Annotated in this window: 22 protein-coding genes and 1 pseudogene; 15 read left to right on the plus strand and 8 right to left on the minus strand. The window is 37.7% G+C overall.

Translation table 11 applies throughout. The features are described from left to right. The first annotated feature begins 102 nt into the window (after nt 1–102). The 7 genes and pseudogenes from HFM85_RS14165 (at nt 103) to HFM85_RS14195 (ending at nt 9,023) form a co-directional block, all read left to right on the plus strand. Nucleotides 103–507, plus strand: a complete 405-nt coding sequence (locus HFM85_RS14165) for an LptM family lipoprotein (RefSeq protein ID WP_119235663.1) — start codon at nt 103–105, stop codon at nt 505–507. Between the two features lie 51 nt (nt 508–558). Then, complete coding sequence (locus tag HFM85_RS14170; protein ID WP_005337294.1) at nt 559–954, plus strand: DUF6483 family protein; 396 nt, start codon at nt 559–561, stop codon at nt 952–954. A 54-nt stretch (nt 955–1,008) separates the two neighbouring features. Next, nucleotides 1,009–1,371, plus strand: coding sequence for a DUF3784 domain-containing protein (locus tag HFM85_RS14175; RefSeq protein WP_243873897.1), 363 nt, complete (start codon nt 1,009–1,011; stop codon nt 1,369–1,371). Continuing rightward, nucleotides 1,362–3,764: pseudogene (locus HFM85_RS14180) on the plus strand (LPD16 domain-containing protein). The gene HFM85_RS14175 and the pseudogene HFM85_RS14180 overlap by 10 nt, the downstream one beginning before the upstream one ends. A gap of 724 nt (nt 3,765–4,488) precedes the next feature. Further along, nucleotides 4,489–6,591 (plus strand): penicillin-binding transpeptidase domain-containing protein, encoded by a 2,103-nt coding sequence (locus HFM85_RS14185; protein ID WP_173738616.1) that lies wholly within the window; start codon nt 4,489–4,491, stop codon nt 6,589–6,591. Between the two features lie 40 nt (nt 6,592–6,631). Beyond that, the gene (locus HFM85_RS14190; RefSeq protein WP_062807810.1) at nt 6,632–7,789 is read left to right on the plus strand and encodes a DUF6070 family protein; all 1,158 of its coding nucleotides are present in this window, start codon (nt 6,632–6,634) and stop codon (nt 7,787–7,789) included. After that, nucleotides 7,776–9,023 carry a DUF6070 family protein gene (locus HFM85_RS14195; RefSeq protein WP_173738617.1) on the plus strand — a complete coding sequence of 416 codons (1,248 nt, stop codon included), beginning with the start codon at nt 7,776–7,778 and terminating at the stop codon, nt 9,021–9,023. The genes HFM85_RS14190 and HFM85_RS14195 overlap by 14 nt, the downstream gene beginning before the upstream one ends. Nucleotides 9,024–9,050: 27 nt before the next feature. Here HFM85_RS14195 and HFM85_RS14200 read toward each other — a convergent pair whose 3' ends face one another. Continuing rightward, on the minus strand, nt 9,051–10,847 hold the full coding sequence (locus tag HFM85_RS14200) for a BlaR1 family beta-lactam sensor/signal transducer (protein ID WP_117628248.1): 1,797 nt from the start codon (nt 10,845–10,847) through the stop codon (nt 9,051–9,053). Between the two features lie 10 nt (nt 10,848–10,857). After that, nucleotides 10,858–11,232, minus strand: a complete 375-nt coding sequence (locus tag HFM85_RS14205) for a BlaI/MecI/CopY family transcriptional regulator (RefSeq protein ID WP_092073165.1) — start codon at nt 11,230–11,232, stop codon at nt 10,858–10,860. A gap of 118 nt (nt 11,233–11,350) precedes the next feature. Between HFM85_RS14205 and HFM85_RS14210 the strand changes: the two genes are divergently transcribed. Then, nucleotides 11,351–11,764: a winged helix-turn-helix domain-containing protein gene (locus tag HFM85_RS14210; protein WP_005426519.1), complete on the plus strand. Its 414-nt coding sequence runs from the start codon at nt 11,351–11,353 to the stop codon at nt 11,762–11,764. Between the two features lie 23 nt (nt 11,765–11,787). Here HFM85_RS14210 and HFM85_RS14215 read toward each other — a convergent pair whose 3' ends face one another. Continuing rightward, a complete protein-coding gene (locus HFM85_RS14215; protein ID WP_173738618.1) occupies nt 11,788–13,167 on the minus strand; it encodes a relaxase/mobilization nuclease domain-containing protein in 1,380 nt (459 codons plus the stop codon). Continuing rightward, nucleotides 13,116–13,457 (minus strand): MobC family plasmid mobilization relaxosome protein, encoded by a 342-nt coding sequence (locus tag HFM85_RS14220; RefSeq protein ID WP_173738619.1) that lies wholly within the window; start codon nt 13,455–13,457, stop codon nt 13,116–13,118. Before HFM85_RS14220 ends, HFM85_RS14215 begins: the two co-directional genes overlap by 52 nt. A gap of 400 nt (nt 13,458–13,857) precedes the next feature. Between HFM85_RS14220 and HFM85_RS14225 the strand changes: the two genes are divergently transcribed. Beyond that, nucleotides 13,858–14,217 (plus strand): MmcQ/YjbR family DNA-binding protein, encoded by a 360-nt coding sequence (locus tag HFM85_RS14225; RefSeq protein WP_173738620.1) that lies wholly within the window; start codon nt 13,858–13,860, stop codon nt 14,215–14,217. Between the two features lie 48 nt (nt 14,218–14,265). Here the strand turns inward: HFM85_RS14225 and HFM85_RS14230 are convergent, their stop codons facing one another. The 3 genes from HFM85_RS14230 to HFM85_RS14240 form a co-directional block, all read right to left on the minus strand. Continuing rightward, nucleotides 14,266–14,604, minus strand: a complete 339-nt coding sequence (locus HFM85_RS14230) for a type II toxin-antitoxin system RelE/ParE family toxin (protein ID WP_055059021.1) — start codon at nt 14,602–14,604, stop codon at nt 14,266–14,268. Then, nucleotides 14,591–14,764: a hypothetical protein gene (locus tag HFM85_RS14235; protein ID WP_005426514.1), complete on the minus strand. Its 174-nt coding sequence runs from the start codon at nt 14,762–14,764 to the stop codon at nt 14,591–14,593. The genes HFM85_RS14230 and HFM85_RS14235 overlap by 14 nt, the downstream gene beginning before the upstream one ends. A gap of 94 nt (nt 14,765–14,858) precedes the next feature. Next, a complete protein-coding gene (locus HFM85_RS14240; protein WP_173738621.1) occupies nt 14,859–15,122 on the minus strand; it encodes a helix-turn-helix domain-containing protein in 264 nt (87 codons plus the stop codon). 170 nt (nt 15,123–15,292) lie between these two features. Between HFM85_RS14240 and HFM85_RS14245 the strand changes: the two genes are divergently transcribed. Next, nucleotides 15,293–15,628, plus strand: a complete 336-nt coding sequence (locus HFM85_RS14245) for a hypothetical protein (RefSeq protein ID WP_243873898.1) — start codon at nt 15,293–15,295, stop codon at nt 15,626–15,628. A gap of 63 nt (nt 15,629–15,691) precedes the next feature. On the opposite strand, the gene HFM85_RS14250 is transcribed toward HFM85_RS14245, so the two are convergent. Then, nucleotides 15,692–16,051 carry a helix-turn-helix domain-containing protein gene (locus HFM85_RS14250; RefSeq protein ID WP_015524620.1) on the minus strand — a complete coding sequence of 120 codons (360 nt, stop codon included), beginning with the start codon at nt 16,049–16,051 and terminating at the stop codon, nt 15,692–15,694. Between the two features lie 731 nt (nt 16,052–16,782). Here HFM85_RS14250 and HFM85_RS16855 point away from each other — a divergent pair. The 5 genes from HFM85_RS16855 to HFM85_RS14280 all read left to right on the plus strand — a co-directional run bounded on the left by HFM85_RS16855 (nt 16,783) and on the right by HFM85_RS14280 (nt 21,356). After that, a complete protein-coding gene (locus HFM85_RS16855) occupies nt 16,783–17,433 on the plus strand; it encodes a tyrosine-type recombinase/integrase (RefSeq protein WP_330594919.1) in 651 nt (216 codons plus the stop codon). 279 nt (nt 17,434–17,712) lie between these two features. Further along, a complete protein-coding gene (locus HFM85_RS14265; RefSeq protein ID WP_173738970.1) occupies nt 17,713–18,978 on the plus strand; it encodes a sn-glycerol-1-phosphate dehydrogenase in 1,266 nt (421 codons plus the stop codon). 56 nt (nt 18,979–19,034) lie between these two features. Next, the gene (gene ispF / locus HFM85_RS14270; protein ID WP_274602653.1) at nt 19,035–19,526 is read left to right on the plus strand and encodes a 2-C-methyl-D-erythritol 2,4-cyclodiphosphate synthase; all 492 of its coding nucleotides are present in this window, start codon (nt 19,035–19,037) and stop codon (nt 19,524–19,526) included. A 1-nt stretch (nt 19,527) separates the two neighbouring features. Next, nucleotides 19,528–20,937, plus strand: a complete 1,410-nt coding sequence (gene cysS / locus HFM85_RS14275) for a cysteine--tRNA ligase (RefSeq protein ID WP_173738971.1) — start codon at nt 19,528–19,530, stop codon at nt 20,935–20,937. Beyond that, nucleotides 20,922–21,356 (plus strand): Mini-ribonuclease 3, encoded by a 435-nt coding sequence (locus tag HFM85_RS14280; protein ID WP_173738972.1) that lies wholly within the window; start codon nt 20,922–20,924, stop codon nt 21,354–21,356. The genes cysS and HFM85_RS14280 overlap by 16 nt, the downstream gene beginning before the upstream one ends.

Below are 21,356 nucleotides of genomic sequence, written 5' to 3' on the forward strand. Positions count from 1 at the left end.
GAGTGTGGTGTACAGTTAATAGATATGGTATATTTGCAAAGATGTTTATAACTTCCAGTTTTTGAAACTGAGAAATCGGAATTGATGGGGGTAGTGTGAATTATGAAAAAGATTGTATGTGCAATGCTATGTATTCTGCTTGTATTTAGTTTGAGTGCTTGTGGTGGAAGTGTTAATGAAGTAAACACGCATAATGTAGAATCTGAAATATATTCTGAAGAGGATATTGCAGCTGCTATTGACACCATAAAAAAAGAGTTTAAGAGCAACTGGAATGGATGTACTCTTACAGAAATTTATTATGCAGGGGATGACAGCTCTAAAGACCATCAAGATTGGGCAGATAGGAACAATGCAGATGAAGTCATTGTTTTGCTATCTTCATTCGATATTGATTCATCTGGAGGAGATGGTTCTCTGAATCCAAATAGTACATACAATGATTGGAAGTGGATTTTAGTTAGAACAAATGGCGGACAATGGCAACATGTTGACCATGGATATTAAAATAAATTCCAGTTTTTGAAACAGAGAAATCGGTAGTTATGGAGGTGAAAAATGTATTTCACAGACGAAAAAGACTATATTATGCGAATGATAAAAGAAATGGTAAGAGTATTATTTTCTTTAATGTTTGGGAAAAAGTATGTTTCTGTTGAACTTGAAAAAGAAAATAAATATGAAGTATCAGGGAAAAATTTGAAAGATTTTCTTGATATGATTGATTCTGGGAAAATTAACGAAGCAGAGAATATACTTTTAGATAGCATTGATTATACAGACAGAAATGAGGTAATGGCAGCAGCTCTTTTCTACCAATACCTTAGTGAGAAGGATAGTGAGTTTTTGAAAAATAATAATTATACAAAAGAAGAAGTGATGTCTGGTTTTAAGCAATTACTTATGCAGTCAGGATATACTGATTTGCTATGTTTGGTCAAAGCTGAAGAGTAATGTAGAAAATTCAAAGAGATAAGAGTGATTGGCTGAAAGGAGAAATTGTATTATATGTTCTATATTGTTTTTGACTTTATGATGGCAGTGATTATGTTTTTGTTTGGAATGTGGTTTTATAAATCAGAAGGAAAAGCTGCTAAATTCTTGTCGGGTTATAATATGAAATCAGCGGATGAACGAAAGAAATACGATGAGAATGCTATGTGTAAGGCATATGGAAAAAGAATGATGTTTATGTCAGTTCCTTTTATTATTGGAATAATCATAGATATCCAATATCAAGGAATAGGCTGTTGGATCGCATGGGGGATATGGCTTATTATGTTTGTTTTGTTGCTTATTGATAGACATATCTGGATTCCAGAAAGTTCAACATTGATTGTAAGAAAGCTATTGAAGAAGCAATCGTATTAAATTTTGATGGACTGCATTTAAAGGAAGATGCCGCAAGACAAGTGCTGGAACAGTTTGGGAAAGAGCGTATGACGTTTGTTATAGCGAATACGCTCCGGGAACTTTCCTATGATGGCAGATTTTCCAGACAGAACAAAGACTGGGCAGAACATATCGAAATTCCGGAAAATATCAATCAGGGAAAGAATCTGAATCAGGATTATGTGATAGAAAGCCATCCAGCGGTGTTGGACGGATTTATTGACATGGCAAGAGCAGAGATTCGGATGCAGAAGATTGAACAGGCATTAGATGAAGCGGAAGTCACCATTACAGCAGATACCAGAGGATTTGAAGCAGACGGACATGATGGAACCTGGCATACAGTAGATGAAAAAGAGTATGCAGGAGAGAAGTTCTTCTTCATGGAGCATGATGAGTATGGTTCAGATGTGGCAGGGATTATCGTATCGGAACATGGTCAGCTTGTAGCCGAAGATCTCCGGAATGGGTATGATGCAGGAGCATTGGAAGCTATTTCAGAATATCTGCAGGAGAAAGGGATTTCTGTGGAAGGACTTATGCCGGAAATAGAGCCGGATGAACTTGCATATAAGATTGACGATAAGTATTTTGCAATCCAGAGAACAGAGGAAGGATATGATTATACCTTTTATGCTTTGGATTACGATGAGATTGACGGTGGTGTTTATGACAATCCTGATATTTCTATGCGACAGGCAATAGAAGATATTCTGGAGGACGAAGATGTGTCCCTGGAAAATGCAGTTTACGTTGATTATGAAGATTTAATGGCAGAAGTGGAAGAAGCGAATGAACGACAGATGCAGCTTACACAGTTATTAAAGAACTGTCCTCCAAGTATTTTTGAGGACTATGACCGGGAAAAGGCAGTAGATACCTGTGAGGGAATTGCAATGCAGTTTACCAAGAGCAAAGGGTATCTGACCGTACAGGAAACGGAAGAAGGCTATTTTTACATTTTCTATGATTCTGATCTGCATGAAATCAATGCGGGCGATTACGATAATCCAGATATATCTGTTCAGAAGGCTACTTATGAAATCTTGAAAAGTGAAAGAATGGATGATATGGAGTGCGTCAAAGTGGATTACAAGGAATTTGAAGCAATGACCATCCAACATTCCAAAGACTTACTACAGGCAGGTGAACTTCGTGCGACTTCTGAGATTGGAAGAGATGAGGTTGCATTAAATGGTCTTAGCAGGGCAGAAGTGGAACGGGGTGTCTTGTATCACGCACAGGGTATTCTGGAAGATATGGGATTAGAAAATGAAGTAGAGCTGCTTGCAGCAAGGGTGCATGGTTCTAGAAGCAGAGAGGAACTTTACAGAGGTGATTCTGACCTTGATGTGGTGCTTTCTTATCGTGGCAATATCCGGGAGGACAGTTTCTTCAATGAATTAAATGCTCATGGCATCGCAATGGCAGGTATTAAGGTGGACATCAATCCTATTGCCGAAGAAAGAATCACTCTGGCAGAATATATGAAGGAAGCAGATGCTTACCTTGATCAGCAGGAGATCAAAAAGCTGGCGGTGGATTTAGATAATTTCAGCTATGAATATGACACTTACGAATATAAAGATACCGTTGAGAACAGGGAAGAACAGGTGGAGAAAATCACAGAGGACATTTTGAATCAGAAAACAGGGTGTTTAAAGGACTGGCTGGTTGAAGTATCGGAAGAATCTGATATAGACAGTGATGTGATAACTGCCCGGTCATTACTTTCCCGCCTGGAAAATGCAGAAACCTTTTCTATCTTTACCAGACAATCAGAACAGGAACAGCCGGAAGCTACGATTACTTTTTATGTGGCAGAGTGTATGGAGTTTCCGGTCATGGGAGAATACCATAATAATCTTACTCTGGAAGAAGCGATTAAGATTTATGAAAGTATTCCGGCAGATCGACTGCATGGAGGCAAAGGGATTGGTTTTGACCTGTAGGACGGGGATAAGGATTATTCTGGAGAGTACGAACTGATGTGTTGGGACAGAGTAGACAGGGAACTGATAGATATGATTCCGCATTATAAGGAAAGTCCATTGGTACAGAAAGCAATTAACGATATGGAAAAGTATCTGAATGAGAAACATGGAAAAGTGCAGGAAGCAGAACAGACTGTGGAAGTGAAACAGGAAGTTCCAGAAGCACCAGTCAAGAAAGAATCCGTATCAGTAGAACCGAACCGGGAACAAAACAAAGAGCCTGCAAAGGGTGAAAAAGGAGAACTGAAAAAATCTGTACTGCAGTCGTTGAAAGAGTTTCAGGCAAGGGCAAAAGCACAGGAGCAGGAAAATAAAGAAGTAGAAAAATCCAAAGCACACTTGGAAGATTATAAATCGGAACTGGAAGAGGGGGAATGAATTCAAGCCAGAGTGCAGTATAGCAGGTGAAAGATGAGAAGCGAAGGAAAAAGTGTCAGCATTGAGAAGTGTTAACAGGTATATATTGGAAGAATTCAGCCAGGGAAACTCTGGCTGATATAAAAACACATCTGCAGAAACAGAGACTGAAGAAATTTTGAGTAGTGGAATTGGGAAGAAGTATTTAGATACTATAATAAAGAGATTAGCTGGCTTGTATACTGACAGAGAGGACATAGTAAACAGATTTGCGTTATTATCAGGGATTGTAGGGAGATTCCGAAGAGCTTTTGTTCAGATGATGAAACAATAGGATTGGTACAGGAAATATATGGAACAAAAGTTAATAAAGGGATTTGTTGCGTTTTCCGCTATAATAATCTGCCAGCAAAGAATGTGTTGCCTGAATATGTTTGTGATTATAAGAAACGAGCAGGGTTATTTCAAAGATCAGCAGATTTAGAGTAGTTCTTTTTTTCTGAGAGAAAATTAAAAATCGTTTTTGGTTCTTCTGGAGAGTGATTATAGCGTTTGGGAAACATCCGGAGAAACCATTACCTCAGGGTGTCGTAAAGTTCTTTATCAAAGAAGCTTTGAGATGCCCTTTCTTTTTTATCCAAATCTTTTCTTTTGTTTACATATATAAACCTAAGAAAAAGCTTGACGTTTAAATATTACAAGTGTAATATTTAAGAAAATACGAAAAAAGGAGAAATAAAACTATATGAGAAAAAAGAAAAGAAAAAAACACACGAAGATTATCACAAAAATAGTTTTATTTAGCGGTATATTGATTGGTGGTGGAATCGGTATTGTAACAATAATGAATCGTAATGTTCCTGAAAAAAGACTAATGGAATATATGAAATATATTGAAAAAGGGGAATATGAGCAAATGTATGCCATGCTGGATCAGAAAAAAAGCAGCATGAACAGTAAGGAAGAATTTATAGAACGAAATTCTAAAATATATGAAGGCATTGAGATGTCTGATCTGTCCATAACCGATATTACAGCAAAAAGAAAAGAAAACGGAAATGCGGCAGTTTCCTATATAACAAATATGCAGACTGCTGCAGGAAATGTAGAATTTACCAACAATGCGGTATTTTCACATAACTGGACAGGATATCATTTAATCTGGCAGGATCAGTTGATTTTTCCAGAGTTATCTGCAACGGATAAAGTTCAGGTAACGTTAGAAGAGGCAAAAAGAGGAAATATTTTAGACAGAAATGGTCGCCAGCTGGCTGGAGAGGGAACTGCATCTTCGGTAGGAATTGTTCCGGGCAGAATGGAGAACAGGGAAGATACAATAAAAAAACTGGCAGAGTATCTTGGAATTGGAGCAGACGAAATTGAGGATAAGTTAAAAGCCGATTGGGTAAAAGCAGATTCTTTTGTACCAGTAGCAACAATTCCTAAAATACAAGAGGTCGATCTTCTGACAGTGAATCCGGATGAAACTGTTCTGGAAGAAAAAGAAAAGCAGGACACATTATTGAAGATTCCAGGTATTATGTTATCTGATGTAAAAGTACGAACTTATTATCTAAAAGAAGCTGCCTCTCATCTGGTAGGGTATGTACAGGCGGTTACAGCCGAGGATTTGCAGGAACATAAAGGGGAAGGGTATCGTACAAACAGTGTGATTGGAAAGACTGGACTGGAAATGCTTTATGAAAAAGAACTAAAAGGAACAGATGGGTGTGAAATCTGTATTGTAGATGCAAATGGAAATAAAAAAAGTGTTATTGCATATGAGCCTAGAAAAGATGGAGAAGATATCCATACTACGATTGATGGTGATCTTCAAAGTACTCTTTATGAACAATTTAAAGAAGACAGAGGATGTTCTGTAGCTTTGAATCCTTATACAGGGGAAGTATTGGCGTTGGTAAGTACGCCATCTTATGATAATAATGATTTTGTACGTGGAATGGACAACAGCCAGTGGAGTGCATTAAATGAAAATGAAGACAGGCCTTTATACAACCGCTTTCGCCAGACATGGTGTCCTGGCTCAACTTTTAAACCTGTAATTGCTGCAATTGGATTAAAAGTGGGGGCATTTACTGCAAATGACGATTTTGGAAATGAGGGTCTGGCGTGGCAGAAAGATTCCTCGTGGGGAGATTATACAGTGACTACACTTCATGATTATGAACCTGTGATCTTGAAAAATGCGCTTATTTATTCAGATAATATTTATTTTGCAAAAGCAGCATTAAAAATTGGTGCGGATCAACTGATGCAGTCTCTAAATCAAATAGGATTTAATCAGGAACTTCCATTTGATATTAAAATGTCAGAGTCCCAATATTCTAATATGGACAAGATAGAAACAGAAATCCAGCTTGCTGACAGTGGGTATGGACAGGGACAGATTCTGGTAAATCCTTTGCATCTTGCAAGCATTTATACGGCTTTTCTAAATGATGGAAATATGATAAAGCCATATCTTCACGCGGATGGTGGAAGCACTTCCAGTGAAATCTGGATAAAAGATGCTTTTTCACCACAAATTGTTTCGGAGGTTATGGAGGGGTTAGAGGGTGTAGTGAATAACCCGGAAGGAACTGGTTATGGAGCATGCCGGGAAGACATTAGATTAGCAGGAAAAACCGGAACAGCGGAACTGAAAGCTACAAAAGAAGATACATCTGGAACAGAAATTGGCTGGTTTACAGTTTTTACTACAGATAGAGATACAAAGAATCCTATTTTGCTCATCAGTATGGTAGAGAATGTGAAAGATATTGGAGGAAGCGGTTATGTGGTGGAAAAGGATAAGGCGATACTGGATGAATATCTTGGTAATGAATAATTTTTACCTTTAAATATTACAAATGTAAGAGGAAAATGATATGAAAAAAATTTGGAAAATATTTGTGGGAGTTATTTTTCTTGCTGTCTGTAGTGGATGTGGCATAAAGAAAGAGCAGAAAAAGACAATTGAAGATACGAAAGAAAAAATTTACAGAGAGTGTGAAATGCTAGCAGAAGGCTATCGGAACATATATGAGAATGCTGTGAAAGAAAATGCACTATATGAGCTGAGTACAATACAAAAAAGTATGGATTATTTTGGAAAATATGGATATGCAGTAATTGATTCCTACAATCAGCTGGATATGGTTCAAAGTATTAAAGTAGATGATTTTTTGAAAAAAGCAGAAAAAGAGAAGAATGGAAAAACTACTATATTTCAAGTTATAGCAGGGGATCATTTTATCCGGTATGATCTGAAAACCAAACAGGGGAAAATAGACGTTGAAGTAAGCTCTTTTAAATGGAAAGAGGACACTTGGCAGGAAACATATTATCATGAGTTTAGAGCTAATTCATGGAAATATACAGAAAACGGGCATTTCTTTATAGAAGAATATCATCCGGCAGGATATGATGGACCGTCTGGATATCGGGACTTTCGGGTAGCACCGTTAAATAAAAAATGTCGGGAGTTGAATCGAAAATATATACTTCCTTTTGGATATACACTTAATAAATTGTTTACTTCTAATTGGAGTGAAAAAAATTATGATGGAATAAATTTTTATGATGTTTTTGATCGTTTACTTTCAATGGAAGAAAAAACTGATGAATTTAAGGAAGGAAAGACTTATGAAATCCCAAAAGAATCATTTGAAACGATATTTCAAAAATATTTTAATATAAGCGCAGAGATACTGCAGACAGGAACGGTATTTCACACAGAAATACAGACATATCGGTATCGAACCAGAGGAATCGTATATGATTTTGCTCCCACACCATATATTCCATATCCGGAAGTTGTTTCCTACATAGAAAATCAAGATGGAACAATAACACTGGAAGTAAATGCGGTATGGCCACAAAAAGAATTAGATCAGGCGTTTTGTCATAGCGTAACCATTCGGCTGTTAGATAAAGATAGATTTCAATATGTATCCAATTATGTATCAAGGTCAGAAATAGAGGTTACCTGGTATACAGAAAGATTATCAGACGAAAAGTGGGAGGAATGTTATGGAGATAATTGATATGATTACAAAAAGAAAACTGAAAAAGATGATGAGCGTTTTATTTATTTCGGGATGCTTTTTCATAGGAAATACAAAATGTAAAGGGGCTGATTTAGAATATATTTCACAGGAAACTGCGAATTATGCTGTACAAGAAAGAGGATATGATTTGCCAGTAGATGAAGTCGTGAAAGAAGAAGCTATTGAAGATTGTAAGAATGTTATGAATCAGATGAAAGTCATTTATCAAAAGGCGGATAAAGGGACTTCATCGAATGTAGTAGTTTCTGAGACAGTAATGGAAGAAATGCAGGAAGTATTAAAGGAAAAAAATGTCCCTGTTATTACATCAGCGCCGTATTCAAATATGGCTAATTATTCTAAAATGGAAGAATTTCTTTTCAAGGCAGAACAGGATCTGCCAGGAGATATCGTCTTATATAGGATTAACAGGGATGGTGGGATAGAAAGACTCAAATTCAATTATGATGGGACAGATATGTATTTGTTGGCTGTGAAAGTTGTTTGGGGTATGAACGACAATCCATCTATTGTATATGTTTCGTATACAAGGATAGAAGAATGGAAATATACAGAAAAAGGCTGGTTTGGTTATACGCTATGTGTTCCAAAATATCCGGAAGTATCAGAAGCGGTTGATGGCAGTTCTATGATAAGAATTAAACCTTTAAGTGATGAATGCAGGGAAGTTTCAAAGAGGTGTGTGTATTTGCTTGGATATCAGGGGAATAATCTTTTATGTTCTGATTGGGATAGATCTGATATGGAAGGGTTAGATTATAATGGTTTATATGAATATTTATATCGAATGAAATACGGGGAGAGATATGAGTTTTCAGGTAACTCAAGTGGAATTCCGGCAGAAGAGTTTGAAAATCTGATAATGGAGTTTTTGCCGATAACAGCGGAGCAAATTAAAAAATGGGCAGTATTTGATTCGGAACATCAAACTTATGACTGGGAACGATTAGGTTGTTTAAATTATAGCCCTACTTATTTTGGAACATCTTTACCGGAGGTCGTTGAAATAAGAGATAGCGGAGAGGGAAACAATGTGCTGGTTGTTGATGCTGTATGTGATACATTTATATGTAATGATGCCGTTATTACAAGTGAGCTGACTGTTAAGTTCAACGATGATAAGAGTTTTAAATATATGGGGAATAAAATTCTGAATAATGGTACGAAAGAAGTTCCCAAATATCAATATAGAATAAAAAGAAAGAACTGATAACAACTATCAGCCCTTTCATATTTGTTAATTCCATATATGTAATTTTTTTAAGATATTAGAAGTGATTTCAAATGCTTTTTTTCCAGTTGCATTAGAATCACTTTGGATATTGGTTGCAAAATAATAGCTGTTATCGGAAGTTTCTACATATCCGATAAACCAGCCGTTGATATCCTGTCCGTTGACACGACCGGTTCCAGTTTTTCCGTAGAAATTACCATTAGGTGTACTGGCAATTTTTATAGCATTTTTAACAGAAAATACATTTTGGGAATTTAGATGGAATTCATTTGTGTTAAATTTTTTCAATAATGTTACTTGCTCTAAAGGCGAGATTTTTAATGAAAAATCGGACCAGTATAAATCCAGATTTGAACTGGTTGTCTGGTTTCCATATTCTATTTTATTCAAAAATTCCTGGACTCTGTTAATTCCGAGCTGCGAATCAATTGCCTGGAAATACCAGTTAACGGAATTTTGCATAGCAGAGTTTAAATCCTGATCAGCTTCCCAGGATGGAAAAGGAAAGGCATCACCATTCCATGTCATGGAAGAGTGTTCTGGTGTGATGATTCCGGATTCCAACCCTAATAATGCATCGTATATTTTGTAGGTAGACTCTGGCGGAATACGTTTGGTGGCTTCTTCAAGATCGTATATTTTCCAGGAATCCAAATTATTGTCATACAAAACAAATGATCCATCATATGTTCCAAATGTTTCGGATATATCTAACAGGGAGATATTTTTGTCTGTATCACTAAAATGATATACGCTTTGAGTAGAGGCATCAATGGATAAAATGGGTGTACATCCAATAAAAACAGCACTAATGACCAGATAAATTATCAATGCTCTCATTTTTTGATAAAGAGTTTCTTTCCTAAAAACGGCGATGTTGAGAATACGTCGTTTCATCTGCCTGAAATTTCCGGACATTCCAACTGCCAGTGGAGAGGAAAAAGAGGATATTTTTTCTGCAAAATTAATCAGTGTAGTTCCATAAGCTTGGTATTCATCAGCAGAAATCATCTGCAATACAGCAGAATCACAGGCTATTTCACGGTCACAGAGAATTTCTTTTAAAGTGTACCACACAAAAGGGTTAAACCAGTAGAGTATATTACTTATGACCATGAGGAAGCCAATAAATGTATCTTTGTGACGGTAATGCTGTAATTCGTGTAGCAGCATAAAACGCATATCATCAGGATTCAGTTCGGAAATTAAATGGATGGGAATGTAAATTCTGGGATGTATTATTCCGATTAAAACTGGTGATTTTAAAAATGCAGTACTGTAGACTGATACTGGGTGAGAGATTTTAAGTTCCTTTAAACAATTGTAATAAATAGTTTTTACCTGCTGATTTTGAAGCGGGAGAGCAGATCTTTTTATGGAACGTACATAGTTTAATGAATGAAGGGTGAGGACTGACATAATCATAACACCCGTTATCCATATTAGAAAGAGTATGGTATTCAAGCCTCCAGAAAATTGACTACTGATGGAAACTGAAAAATCATTCACCTGGTTTAACAAAATATTTTGTGTATTACTGGTAAGTTCGGATAGCGTGTCGGTACCAGAGTTAAGTCCTGAGTCAGTTTGAAAAAAATGTAACCATGAAAAAAGTTGTGAGCCATGAATCTGTACAGGAAAAAATGGCACGGCAAGTAGTAAAAATAAAAGAAAACAGAGATGGTACTGTGTAGCCGCAGATAAATATTTTTTCAGAAGTTTTTTTGTTCCGATTATTACAAGTGTAAAAATACATATGAAGATATTACTGATTAAAAAGTGGATAATCCAGTTGCTCATTCAAAACCTCCTATTTCTGATGTTTTGATAATAAATGGCGTAAGTTATCAATTTCTGTTGAAGAGAGCTTATCGTCTTCAAGGTAAGAAGCCAGCATAGAAGAAAGATTTCCATTATAATATCGCTTTAAAAAAGAATTGCTTTCCTGGCGTATATATTCATCTTCTTGGACTAATGGAGTATAGACAAATACCCGGCTTTGTTTTTCGTAGGAAAGAGCTTTTTTGGAAACAAGTCTCTTGATAAGAGTTTGAATTGTTTTTGGACTCCAGCTGGTAGTTAGAGTAAGTTTTTCTGTAATTTCATTTGTATTGATGGGAGCATATTTCCATACAATTTTCATAACTTCAAATTCGGCTTCTGAAATTTGGGGTAGTGACATAATAAAATCCTCCTGCTAAATCCTACATATGTAATAAATATATTATATTACTTGTAGAAGAAAAAAGTCAAATGGCAGATGATATATAGAATATAAAATTAATAATGTAGAGGCAATAAAGGTGAAAAAGATAGAAATTATTGAGAGAATCACAGATGCTAATGGAAGCATAAGTGAAAACATATTGACTAGCTGGGAACATAAAAACCAATTCATACCGGAAATTATAAGGTTTGGAGAATTAAAAATATATCTACAGGAACGAATTGTTAAAAAGAATGATAGTGATGTTCATCTTTCAAAATATGAATATGATATTTTACTTCTTTTAGCGAAAAGTCCAGGTAGAATATTTGGAAAAGAAATGGTTTATGATCTGGTATGGAATGAACCTTATTCCGGTGATTATAATGTGGTTATGCGACATATCTGCAATATCAGAGAAAAAATAGAAGATGATCCTGGACAGCCATTATATATACAAACAGTACGAGGTGTAGGATATCGGTTTAACGGGAATTTAGGCAGCGAGTGAAATCGCTGCCTATTATTATGGTTTTACAAAGAAGGAAGTTTGTTATGGGAAGATTTTTCTATTTCAGGATCATCCGGTTTTAGATACTTGGACAAGTTTTGATGTATCAATTCCAACTCTTTCATTTCTTTCCGAAAGGAAACATATTGAGTATTTATTGACTTCTTTCTGGAAATAAGCTCTGAAATTTGAGCTTGTAACTTATTGGTATTGAGCTGTTTCAGGTCTATACCATTTTCCTGTAAAATATGCTCGGCACCAGCGAAAAGGATAATTTGAGATTCATATTTACGGAAATAACGATCTGGATCTTTGGAACTTTTATAATGGTCGTCATAAATTTTATTTTTTTGATATTGTTCGGCATATTTTAGCATTTCTCGAAGATGGTGTATCTGAGACTCGAGAGAAACAACAGAGGTATTTACCTCTTTTTGCTGCATATGTAACAAGGCTATGCGGTCTTCAAGTTCTGAAAAATTATGTAGGTTATGTGTGAGCATCTTGTTATATTCAGCAGAGACAATTTTTAAATTTTCTTTATTTGCCCATTTCTGAAGGCCGATGTTTCCTGTTATATTGGGAGCGTTGGTGTCTATTAACTTCTTGCGAACAGAAGAAATGGCAGTTCTCTGGAGTTTATTCTCAATACGTTCTTTGATACGTTCCTTAGTAAAATTTTTTCCTAAAGATTTAGCACTTCCACGCACTGGACGGGACATATCGGGAGAACGAAAGGTAATGTATTTCCTGCTGCTTTCGCCAAATTCTGCGTTTTTTATTTCATATCCTTTAGCTTCCATAAATGCAAGAAATTCTGAGTAAGTGGAAACGATTCGGATTGTCTGGTTGATATCTTTTCGCAGCTGCGCTTTTTTACTGGATTCAGATTTATTTGCAGCCCATTCATTGTATTTCATTCCTTTTTTACCATTTGGCATAATTGTGGACAGGTTATGTTCTTTACATAAAGTGTCGCTGAGATTTCGTATTTTCCAGTAATTCTTTTTACAGTCATGATAATGAGAAAAAGTGATATTATCTGCAGAACAGAAAATCAAATGGTTATGTACATGACCTTTATCAGTGTGTGTTGTCAGAACATAGGAGTATTTTCCCTCCAGTAAGCGATTCGCAAGTTCTTTGCCAATCTGATGGGCTTCTTCATAGGAAACTTCATCAGGGGAAAATGCCTGAATCAGATGAAATGCCTTATTTGCATTATGCACATCTCGGCAGTCATGTGTGTGATCCAAAGTGTATTTAAAGTCAAGAACTGCTGTTTCAGGAGAGCAGGCAAAGGAAGAAATATATAGTTTCTGGTCTGTTTTATCTGGATTGCAGATGTATTCTATTGCTTTATCAACGGTTGTTTTGATACCATGGATTTTTGTAACTGCCATATTTTTTCCATTAACTCCTTTATATCGTCCAGGTCCTTTTGGTAAACTGTATTGGTACTGTTTATACGATGGGTGATCTGATTCAAATTGCTGCCGATATTGCCCAGCAGGGTATTCATTTTTCGGATATGAGAGTAGTCTACTTCATATACGAATCCATATAAAATCATTTTCCGTAGAAAGGCAGATTTGCTTTTCATTCTGGAAAGACAATATTTTTCTTCTAAAATGTATTGTTCGTCATCATTCAAATAAAATTGTACGGGATGAATTCTGGTACGTTTGCTCATTGAAATCCTCCAATTCGTTTTTTTCTATAAAAAAGAGTACAAAAAAACTGTCTAACCAGTTCGGCTATGACAGTTATGGTACTTGGTTTTATGTTGGTTTGGACAGATGTATCTGTAAGTTATTTTAACAGGACTGGGTGAAAGCGTCAAATTAAGAAATTATAAAATATGAGAGGGCCAGGGATACTTCCTGATACATTTTGGTAGAATGAACCGGAAAGGGAATTTGACAAAATGAGCCAGTTGTCATGACACTGGCAGTGCTTGCTTCTTTTGGGGTGTAGCCTGCAAAGCAGGCTATGCAAAAGCTATAAAACATAAATAGAACTGTGAGAAGTGGTTGAGAATATAATCCTGATAGCGTATAATCAGAGCAAGAAATCGTAAGTGAGGGATAAATTTGAAACGTGAAGAAATTTTTCAATATGTGAAAGAGCAATATGGAACTGAACCGGAATATTTATGGAAAAAAGATCCTGATTCTGCGGTGCTTCGACATAAAAATGGAAAATGGTATGCTATAATTATGGCAGTGGAAAAGAAAACACTGGGATTAGAAGAAGATGGAAAAATTAATATCCTGGATGTAAAATGTGACCCTTATCTGGTTGGGATGTTAATTCAAACGTATGGATTTTTACCGGGGTATCATATGAATAAACGGCACTGGATTACGATTCTTCTGGATGAATCTGTCAGTGAAGCTAAGACGCTGGATTTTCTGGATATGAGTTATGATTTAATTGACAGTGGGAAGTAATTAAAAAGGAAGCCTTTCAGAAAGAATCTCTGATCGGCTTCCGGGTATTTATTCTGGATATGTATAAGTTGATCTTTGCAACAGGATATTTTCCCAATCTCGTTCATGGCGCAACACTCGGAGAATATGAATCTCTTTTGTTTCTTCCATTATAATATAAAAAATAATAGATGGCGGAAAAGATCTTTTATGTATGGAATATCCTCTGTACAGAATTTGAGTTCGGGGAAAGGCAGTACTGAACTGGCTTAAATTCTGCATTTGTTCTTTCAGATCAGATTGAAAACGGTCAGCACGTTGCTGGCCGAATTCTTCTTCAATATAATCTGCAATGTCTGTGACATCGTAAATTGCTTCCCAGGTTAAAATAATTTTATATTCTTGCATTTCTTCGTGCATCCCTTAATTCTGTGATTTTGCGAAAAGCATCTTCCAGTGGCAATTCACGACCAGCTTCCATATCATCAATTCCCCGGTCTAACATGCGGAGAAGATGATTGTTTTCCTGGTTTTTATCGGTTGTAGGGACTTTTTTTGTTAATTCCATGAAATCACTCCAATCATACGGTTTATAAATAGTGTATGTTGTTCAGAAGTATCTATCCATAGTTTAGCATAGAATGGGCAGCAATACAATTGAATTATTTTGCAGGAGCGTCCGTCAGACCAAGAAGATATTCGCAGGAAACATTAAATACTTCGGCCAGTGCGACAACTTCGTAGTCGGGAACGAAACGTGTGCCTTGTTCAATTCGCAGGATTGCCAGATCATTAAAATCATATCCTGCAAGTTGTAATTTGGCAGCGAGTGTTTTCTGAGTAAGATTATGAGCCTTTCGTAATTCTTTTGCCCGTTGTCCTATTCTGTTTTTACTGTTCGTTTTTTTATCCCAATAAATAATCATTCTGATCCTCAAAAGTTTCTAAAGATGAAGTATTATTATTGATTTTAAGGAAAAACATTGTTACTATACTTCTAAAGATGAAGTTTTGGAAAGTTTATTTGATTTTTGAAATAAGAAAATGATAACGCTGCCTGTAATGAGAAATAATTCTAATGAGAGGTGGAAAGAAGATGAATGAATTTTATGAAGCAGTGTCGAATTTATTTGAGGAATTGCGCTGTGATTCCGGAGAAAGAGAATATACAGTACAGCCGGAAGAATGGAAAGAAGCAGAGAAGAATTTGAAACAAATACAAAAGAAGCTGCCACTACATCTGGAAAAAATTCCAGAGCGTGAGCAGAATTTCTGGAATAAATATCTGGATCAGTTAGAACATTTCCATTATGAAGAGGAGCAGCGGGCTTATTACCAGGGAATGATGGATGTAGTTGAGTTTCTTATTAATATAGGGGCAATAAAGAAATCCACAAATGTTAAGAGAATGATAGAAAAATATGTACGTTAAGAGTGGCGGTATGGGAAACCATACCGCTTCTTCAGAATAATTCAGATAGAATTCAAATGAATTTCAGGGATCTTGTTTATCGTGGTCTGTAGGAATTTTGTATGTGCGCAGGTATGCTTCTACGATGGCAAGGATAGCGGTAATTTGCTCATCGTTGCATTTTGACAGGTACATGAGCAGGCGTTGATAATCAAGATTATCTGTATGATTGTTTGGATAAAACAATGGTTCAGGAGGAACATTTAAAGCGCGTACCAGTTTTCTGATTTTATGAAAACTGGGAACTCGGCCCCCATTTTCAATTTCCTTTAAATATCGGCTGGACATTTCTGCTTTTTCAGCTAATTCTTCATAAGTCAATTTTTGCTCGTGTCGGGCGTTCTTAAAAAACAATCCCAGTTCTTTATCTGTTTGTTTTGGCATATGATACACCTCCATGTTTAGTGTATAGTTCCCTTTATTGAAAGAAAATGAACTAATATTTCACTAAAAAAGAGGGTGATATTTCACTTTTTGACAGAATCAAGTAAGTCCCTTGCTTCAATTGCGAAAAGCAATAAGCAGTGGGTGGGGACTTGCTTGTATCAGGAGGAGTGCAAACTCCTTCTGATAAACTGCGGAGCAGTTATTCGGTTATGAGCAAGTAGCGAAGCGGATTGCGAATATCCGCTTGATAAGACATATAAAATTCTGAATTTCCGTAAAACAGATCCGGAGGTATAGGAAAGATTAAGAATTTTATTGTCTGGTATCATATCCGTCATTACGTGACGGATGAAATAGATAAATAGTTCAAAAAAGCAAATAAATTTCTTTACCTCAAAAAGTGAATTATATGCCACAAAAAATGATGGCAAAATATTATCTTTTGATATAAATAGCGTCCGATGGGCTAAAAACTACCCATTAGGACGTTTTTTATATACCTCAAAATACAGGAAAAACAATTTTCTCGTATTTATTAAGAAATTTTTTAAAAATTTCTTCCCACACCCCGACAAATGCACTTATCCGTTTGGGATATGTGTGAAGGGGAAGCAAGAACTTTGCTTATTGCCTACCGGCGGGGAAGGAGGTGAACTCTTATGGAGCAATCCTCTTTTCAAGATGAGCAGACAGTCAGACATCAGTTTGATTCTCTGTGCAAGCTGGCATTGAAAAGTGAAGTTATTAATTATGAAAAGCATATGGCATATCGCCAGAAGTATGAAGTGATGTTGTCAGAATTATCAGAAAAGGAGTTGAGCAGACTTTTTATAATGGATGAGCATGAAATGGAAACACATCGTTTTCAGGTCCTGGGTTACGACATAGAAGTCAAAGATGCATTGATTGCTGAAGCACTGCAGACACTTACTGAAAAGAAAAGGAATGTTGTGTTATTATCATATTTTATGGATATGAGTGATGCAGACATTGCCAGAGAAATGAATCTTGTTTATGAATGTTTTGAACAGATTGTGAAAAACCGTAAAAAAGTAAGGGTTGAGCCGATTATAGATGGATATAGTCGATTCTTATTCCTGGATAAAAAAGATATGCCTGAGGTAGCACTCCATTGGGAAAAACATTTTCAGTGGGCGTTAGGAAAGTATAATCGTACTCATGAGGAACAAATGCCAAAGATCACGCCTCATATGCTGAGACATACGTTTTGCACCAGATGTGCAGAAGCTGGTCTAGATATCAAAGTTTTACAAATGATCATGGGACATAGTGACATAAGCATTACAATGAACATATACAATCATGTAGATGCTGCAAGAGTACAGAATGAAATGAAAAAGCTTGAAAATGTAATGTAATAATCAGAGCCATTCCCTTTATTGGGCGTGGCTTTTTATTATGACAATTTTTGTGACAAACAAAAGAAAATAGACGCAACCAGACGAAACATTGTTTGGCGTAGAAACACCGGAAATCCTTGAAAATAAAGGATTTTTGCTATATGATGAAACAAGTTGAACTCTATCATTGCGTAATAAATAAAAATCCTGTATAATACCAAACTGTAATATTGTATCATTCAGCGGAAAATAAAATACGCTGTGAATTATCAAGATAAGTCAGGAGGATATAAATACATGCGAGTCGATGCGGACGATTTTGCCCGACCTTGCAGCTGCGGGAGGGAGCACCACATAGACGTTAAGGAAATCATTATTGAATCGGGAGCTATCGGGAAACTGGAAGAAGAGATGTCAGACGGAAATCTGAGAGAATATATTTCCCCGCTTCTGATCTGTGACACCAGCAGTTACAAAGTAACAGAAGAACTGATGGAAGATATCTACGACCGGTGTCAGGTACTGATCCTGGATGCCGAGGATCTTGAAGCAGATGAGAGAGCTGTGGAGATCGTGGAAAATTATATGGAAGAGGATATTGATCTTGTACTTGCGGTAGGTGCAGGTACTATTCATGACCTCAGCAGATTTGTTGCCCATCAGTACCGGATTCCTTTCGTTTCTGTGCCCACCGCAGCCAGTTCAGACGGATTTACTTCTACAGTGGCAGATATGACGTGGAATGGCGTGAAGAAAGCAGTGACAGCTGAGGCACCTCTTTATGTTTTTGCAGATACGGATATTTTTGCAAAAGCACCGAAGAGACTTACAGCAGCAGGTGTGTCGGACATTTTGGGTAAATATATTGCCCTGGCTGACTGGAAAATATCCAGTCTCCTTACCGATGAATACTACTGTGCAGAAGTGGTAAATCTGGAAACAAGAGCACTGCGGATGGTGAAGGATAACCTGAAGGAGATTGCAGCAGGAGAGGAAGATGCCTGTGAGAAGCTGATGTATGCACTGGTACTTTCAGGGCTTGCCATGCAGATGACCGGGAATTCCAGACCAGCATCAGGAGCAGAGCATCATCTTGTTCATCTTTGGGATATGGAAGTTCTTAACGGACATCTGGATGCACTTCATGGGGAAAAAGTTTCAGCAGGAACCATGGTTGCCCTTATTGAATATAAGAAGATTGCAGATGCTATCCGCAGAAAAACCTGTAAAGTGCATACTCACATAGAGGAAGACCGGGAATTTCTGCAGAGCACATTCGGGAAAAAAGGTGTTCTCAATGCTATCGAGAAGGAGAATGCACCGGAACTTCTGGATGCGATCAGCACAAGACAGCTCAGTGATGCACTGCCGGAGATCATGCAGATCATTGATGCGCTGCCAGCTGTGACAGATATGCAGGAAATGATGAGCAAGGCCGGGTGCGTAAGCAGAGTCCGTGATATTGGATTGCCGGGAGAAGCGGTTTCCGACAGTCTCCGACTTGCACCGTATACAAGAAGAAGGATGAGCCTTCTGAGACTCCGTAAATTATTGACATATTAAGTACAGATAAAAGACTTCAAAATTTTTTTGCAGGAAAGGCAGGGATGAACGGTTTGATGAGAGTAGGAATGGGATATGATGTACATAAGCTGACAGAAGACAGAGATCTGATTCTTGGCGGAGTGAACATTCCCTGGGAAAAAGGTCTTCTGGGACATTCTGATGCAGATGTACTGATACATGCCATTATGGATGCGCTTCTGGGAGCAGCAGCTCTAGGCGATATCGGAAAACATTTTCCGGACACAGATCCGGCATACAAAGGAATTTCCAGTGTGAAGCTCCTGGTGCATGTGGCAGGACTTTTGAAGGAGAACGGTTATGCAGTAGGAAACATCGATGCAACCATCATTGCCCAGAAGCCGAAGATGGCACCGCATATTCCAAAGATGAGAGAGAATATTGCAGAGGCACTTGGAATTGAGATATCACAGCTGAATATCAAGGCAACCACAGAAGAGGGCCTTGGTTTTACAGGACAGGGAGAGGGAATCTCCTCTCAGGCAATCTGCTCCCTGTATAGAATCGGGAAATTGGAGGAAGAGTAACATGAAGATTTTTAACACACTGACAAGGAGAAAAGAGGAATTCGTACCTCTGGAAGAGGGCAAGGTAAAGATGTATGTCTGCGGACCTACTGTATATAATCTGATCCATATCGGAAATGCCCGCCCTATGATCATTTTTGATACGGCACGAAGATATATGGAATATAAAGGATACGAAGTAAACTATGTATCCAACTTCACGGACGTAGATGACAAGATCATCAAGAAAGCCATTGAGGAAGGAGTTTCCGCAGAGGAGGTCTCCACACGCTATATTAAAGAGTGCAAGAAAGATATGGCAGACATGAATGTTAAACCGGCTACAACAGCGCCGCAGGCTACGCAGGAGATCCAGGGAATGATCGACATGATCCAGACTCTCATTGATAAAGGCTACGCTTATCCGGCAGCAGATGGAACTGTATACTTCCGCGTAAAGAAATTTAAGGAATACGGTAAACTCTCTCACAAGAACCTGGATGATCTTCAGTCAGGATTCCGTTCCCTGAAAGTATCCGGCGAAGATCAGAAAGAAGATCCGCTTGATTTCGTACTCTGGAAACCGAAGAAAGAGGGCGAGCCTTCCTGGCCGTCACCATGGTGTGACGGCCGTCCTGGCTGGCATATTGAGTGTTCCGTTATGTCCAAGAAATATCTTGGCGAGGAGATCGATATCCATGCAGGTGGAGAGGATCTGATTTTTCCGCATCATGAGAATGAGATCGCACAGAGTGAGTGCTGCAATGGCAAAATTTTTGCAAGATACTGGATGCACAACGGTTTCCTGAACATCGATAACCGCAAGATGTCCAAATCTCTTGGAAACTTCCGTACAGTCCGCCAGATTGGTGAGCAGTATGATCTTCAGGTGCTTCGTTTCTTTATGCTGAATGCACATTACAGAAGCCCATTAAACTTCAGTGCAGATCTGATGGAAGCTGCAAAGAACTCTCTGGAGCGTATCCTGGAGGCAGCAGGCAAACTTAAGGACCGTAAAGACAATGCAGCCAAAGAGAGCATTACAGAAGAAGAGCTTGAACTTCTCAAAGAAGCAGAAGGCTTTGTTACCAAGTTTGAAGATGCCATGGATGATGATTTTAACACAGCAGATGCCCTGGCTGCAATCTTCGAGCTTGTCAAATTCGCAAATACAAATGTAGATGAGAACAGTTCCAAAGAGTTTGCAGGCGGTCTTTATGAGGAGCTTTTCAAGCTCAGTGATGTACTTGGTCTGAAGATTGAGAAGAAAGAGGAAATCCTTGACAAAGAGATCGAAGATCTGATTCAGGAGCGTCAGGCTGCAAGAAAAGCAAAAGACTTCAAGAGAGCAGATGAGATCCGTGATGAGCTTCTCAAGAAAGGTATCATTCTTAAAGATACAAGAGAAGGTGTGAAATGGCAGAGAGCTTAAATCGGCTTAAAGAGCTGTTTGCTCTTAAAGATACAGATCTTCGGACTTATTCACCGCTGACGCTGGCTTATATCGGGGATGGTGTTTACGAGCTTGTGATCCGGACAATCCTTGTAAAAAAAGCAAACTGTCCGGTAAATCGACTTCATAAAAAAGCCAGCAGCCTTGTAAAAGCGTCTGCTCAGTCTGGAATGATGGAAGCGATTGAGCCGCTTCTGACAGATGAGGAAAAAAATGTTTACCGCAGGGGAAGAAATGCTCATTCTGCTACTATGGCGAAACATGCTACTATGGCAGATTACAGACGTGCCACAGGTTTTGAGGCACTGATGGGATATCTGTATCTGAAAGAGGATTTTTCAAGGATACTGGAACTGGTCCGCGCAGGACTTGAGAAGGAGGAGTTTAAAGTTGACTGA

The sequence above is a fragment of the Blautia schinkii genome (assembly GCF_013304825.1).
Lineage (GTDB): Bacteria > Bacillota > Clostridia > Lachnospirales > Lachnospiraceae > Blautia_A > Blautia_A schinkii_B.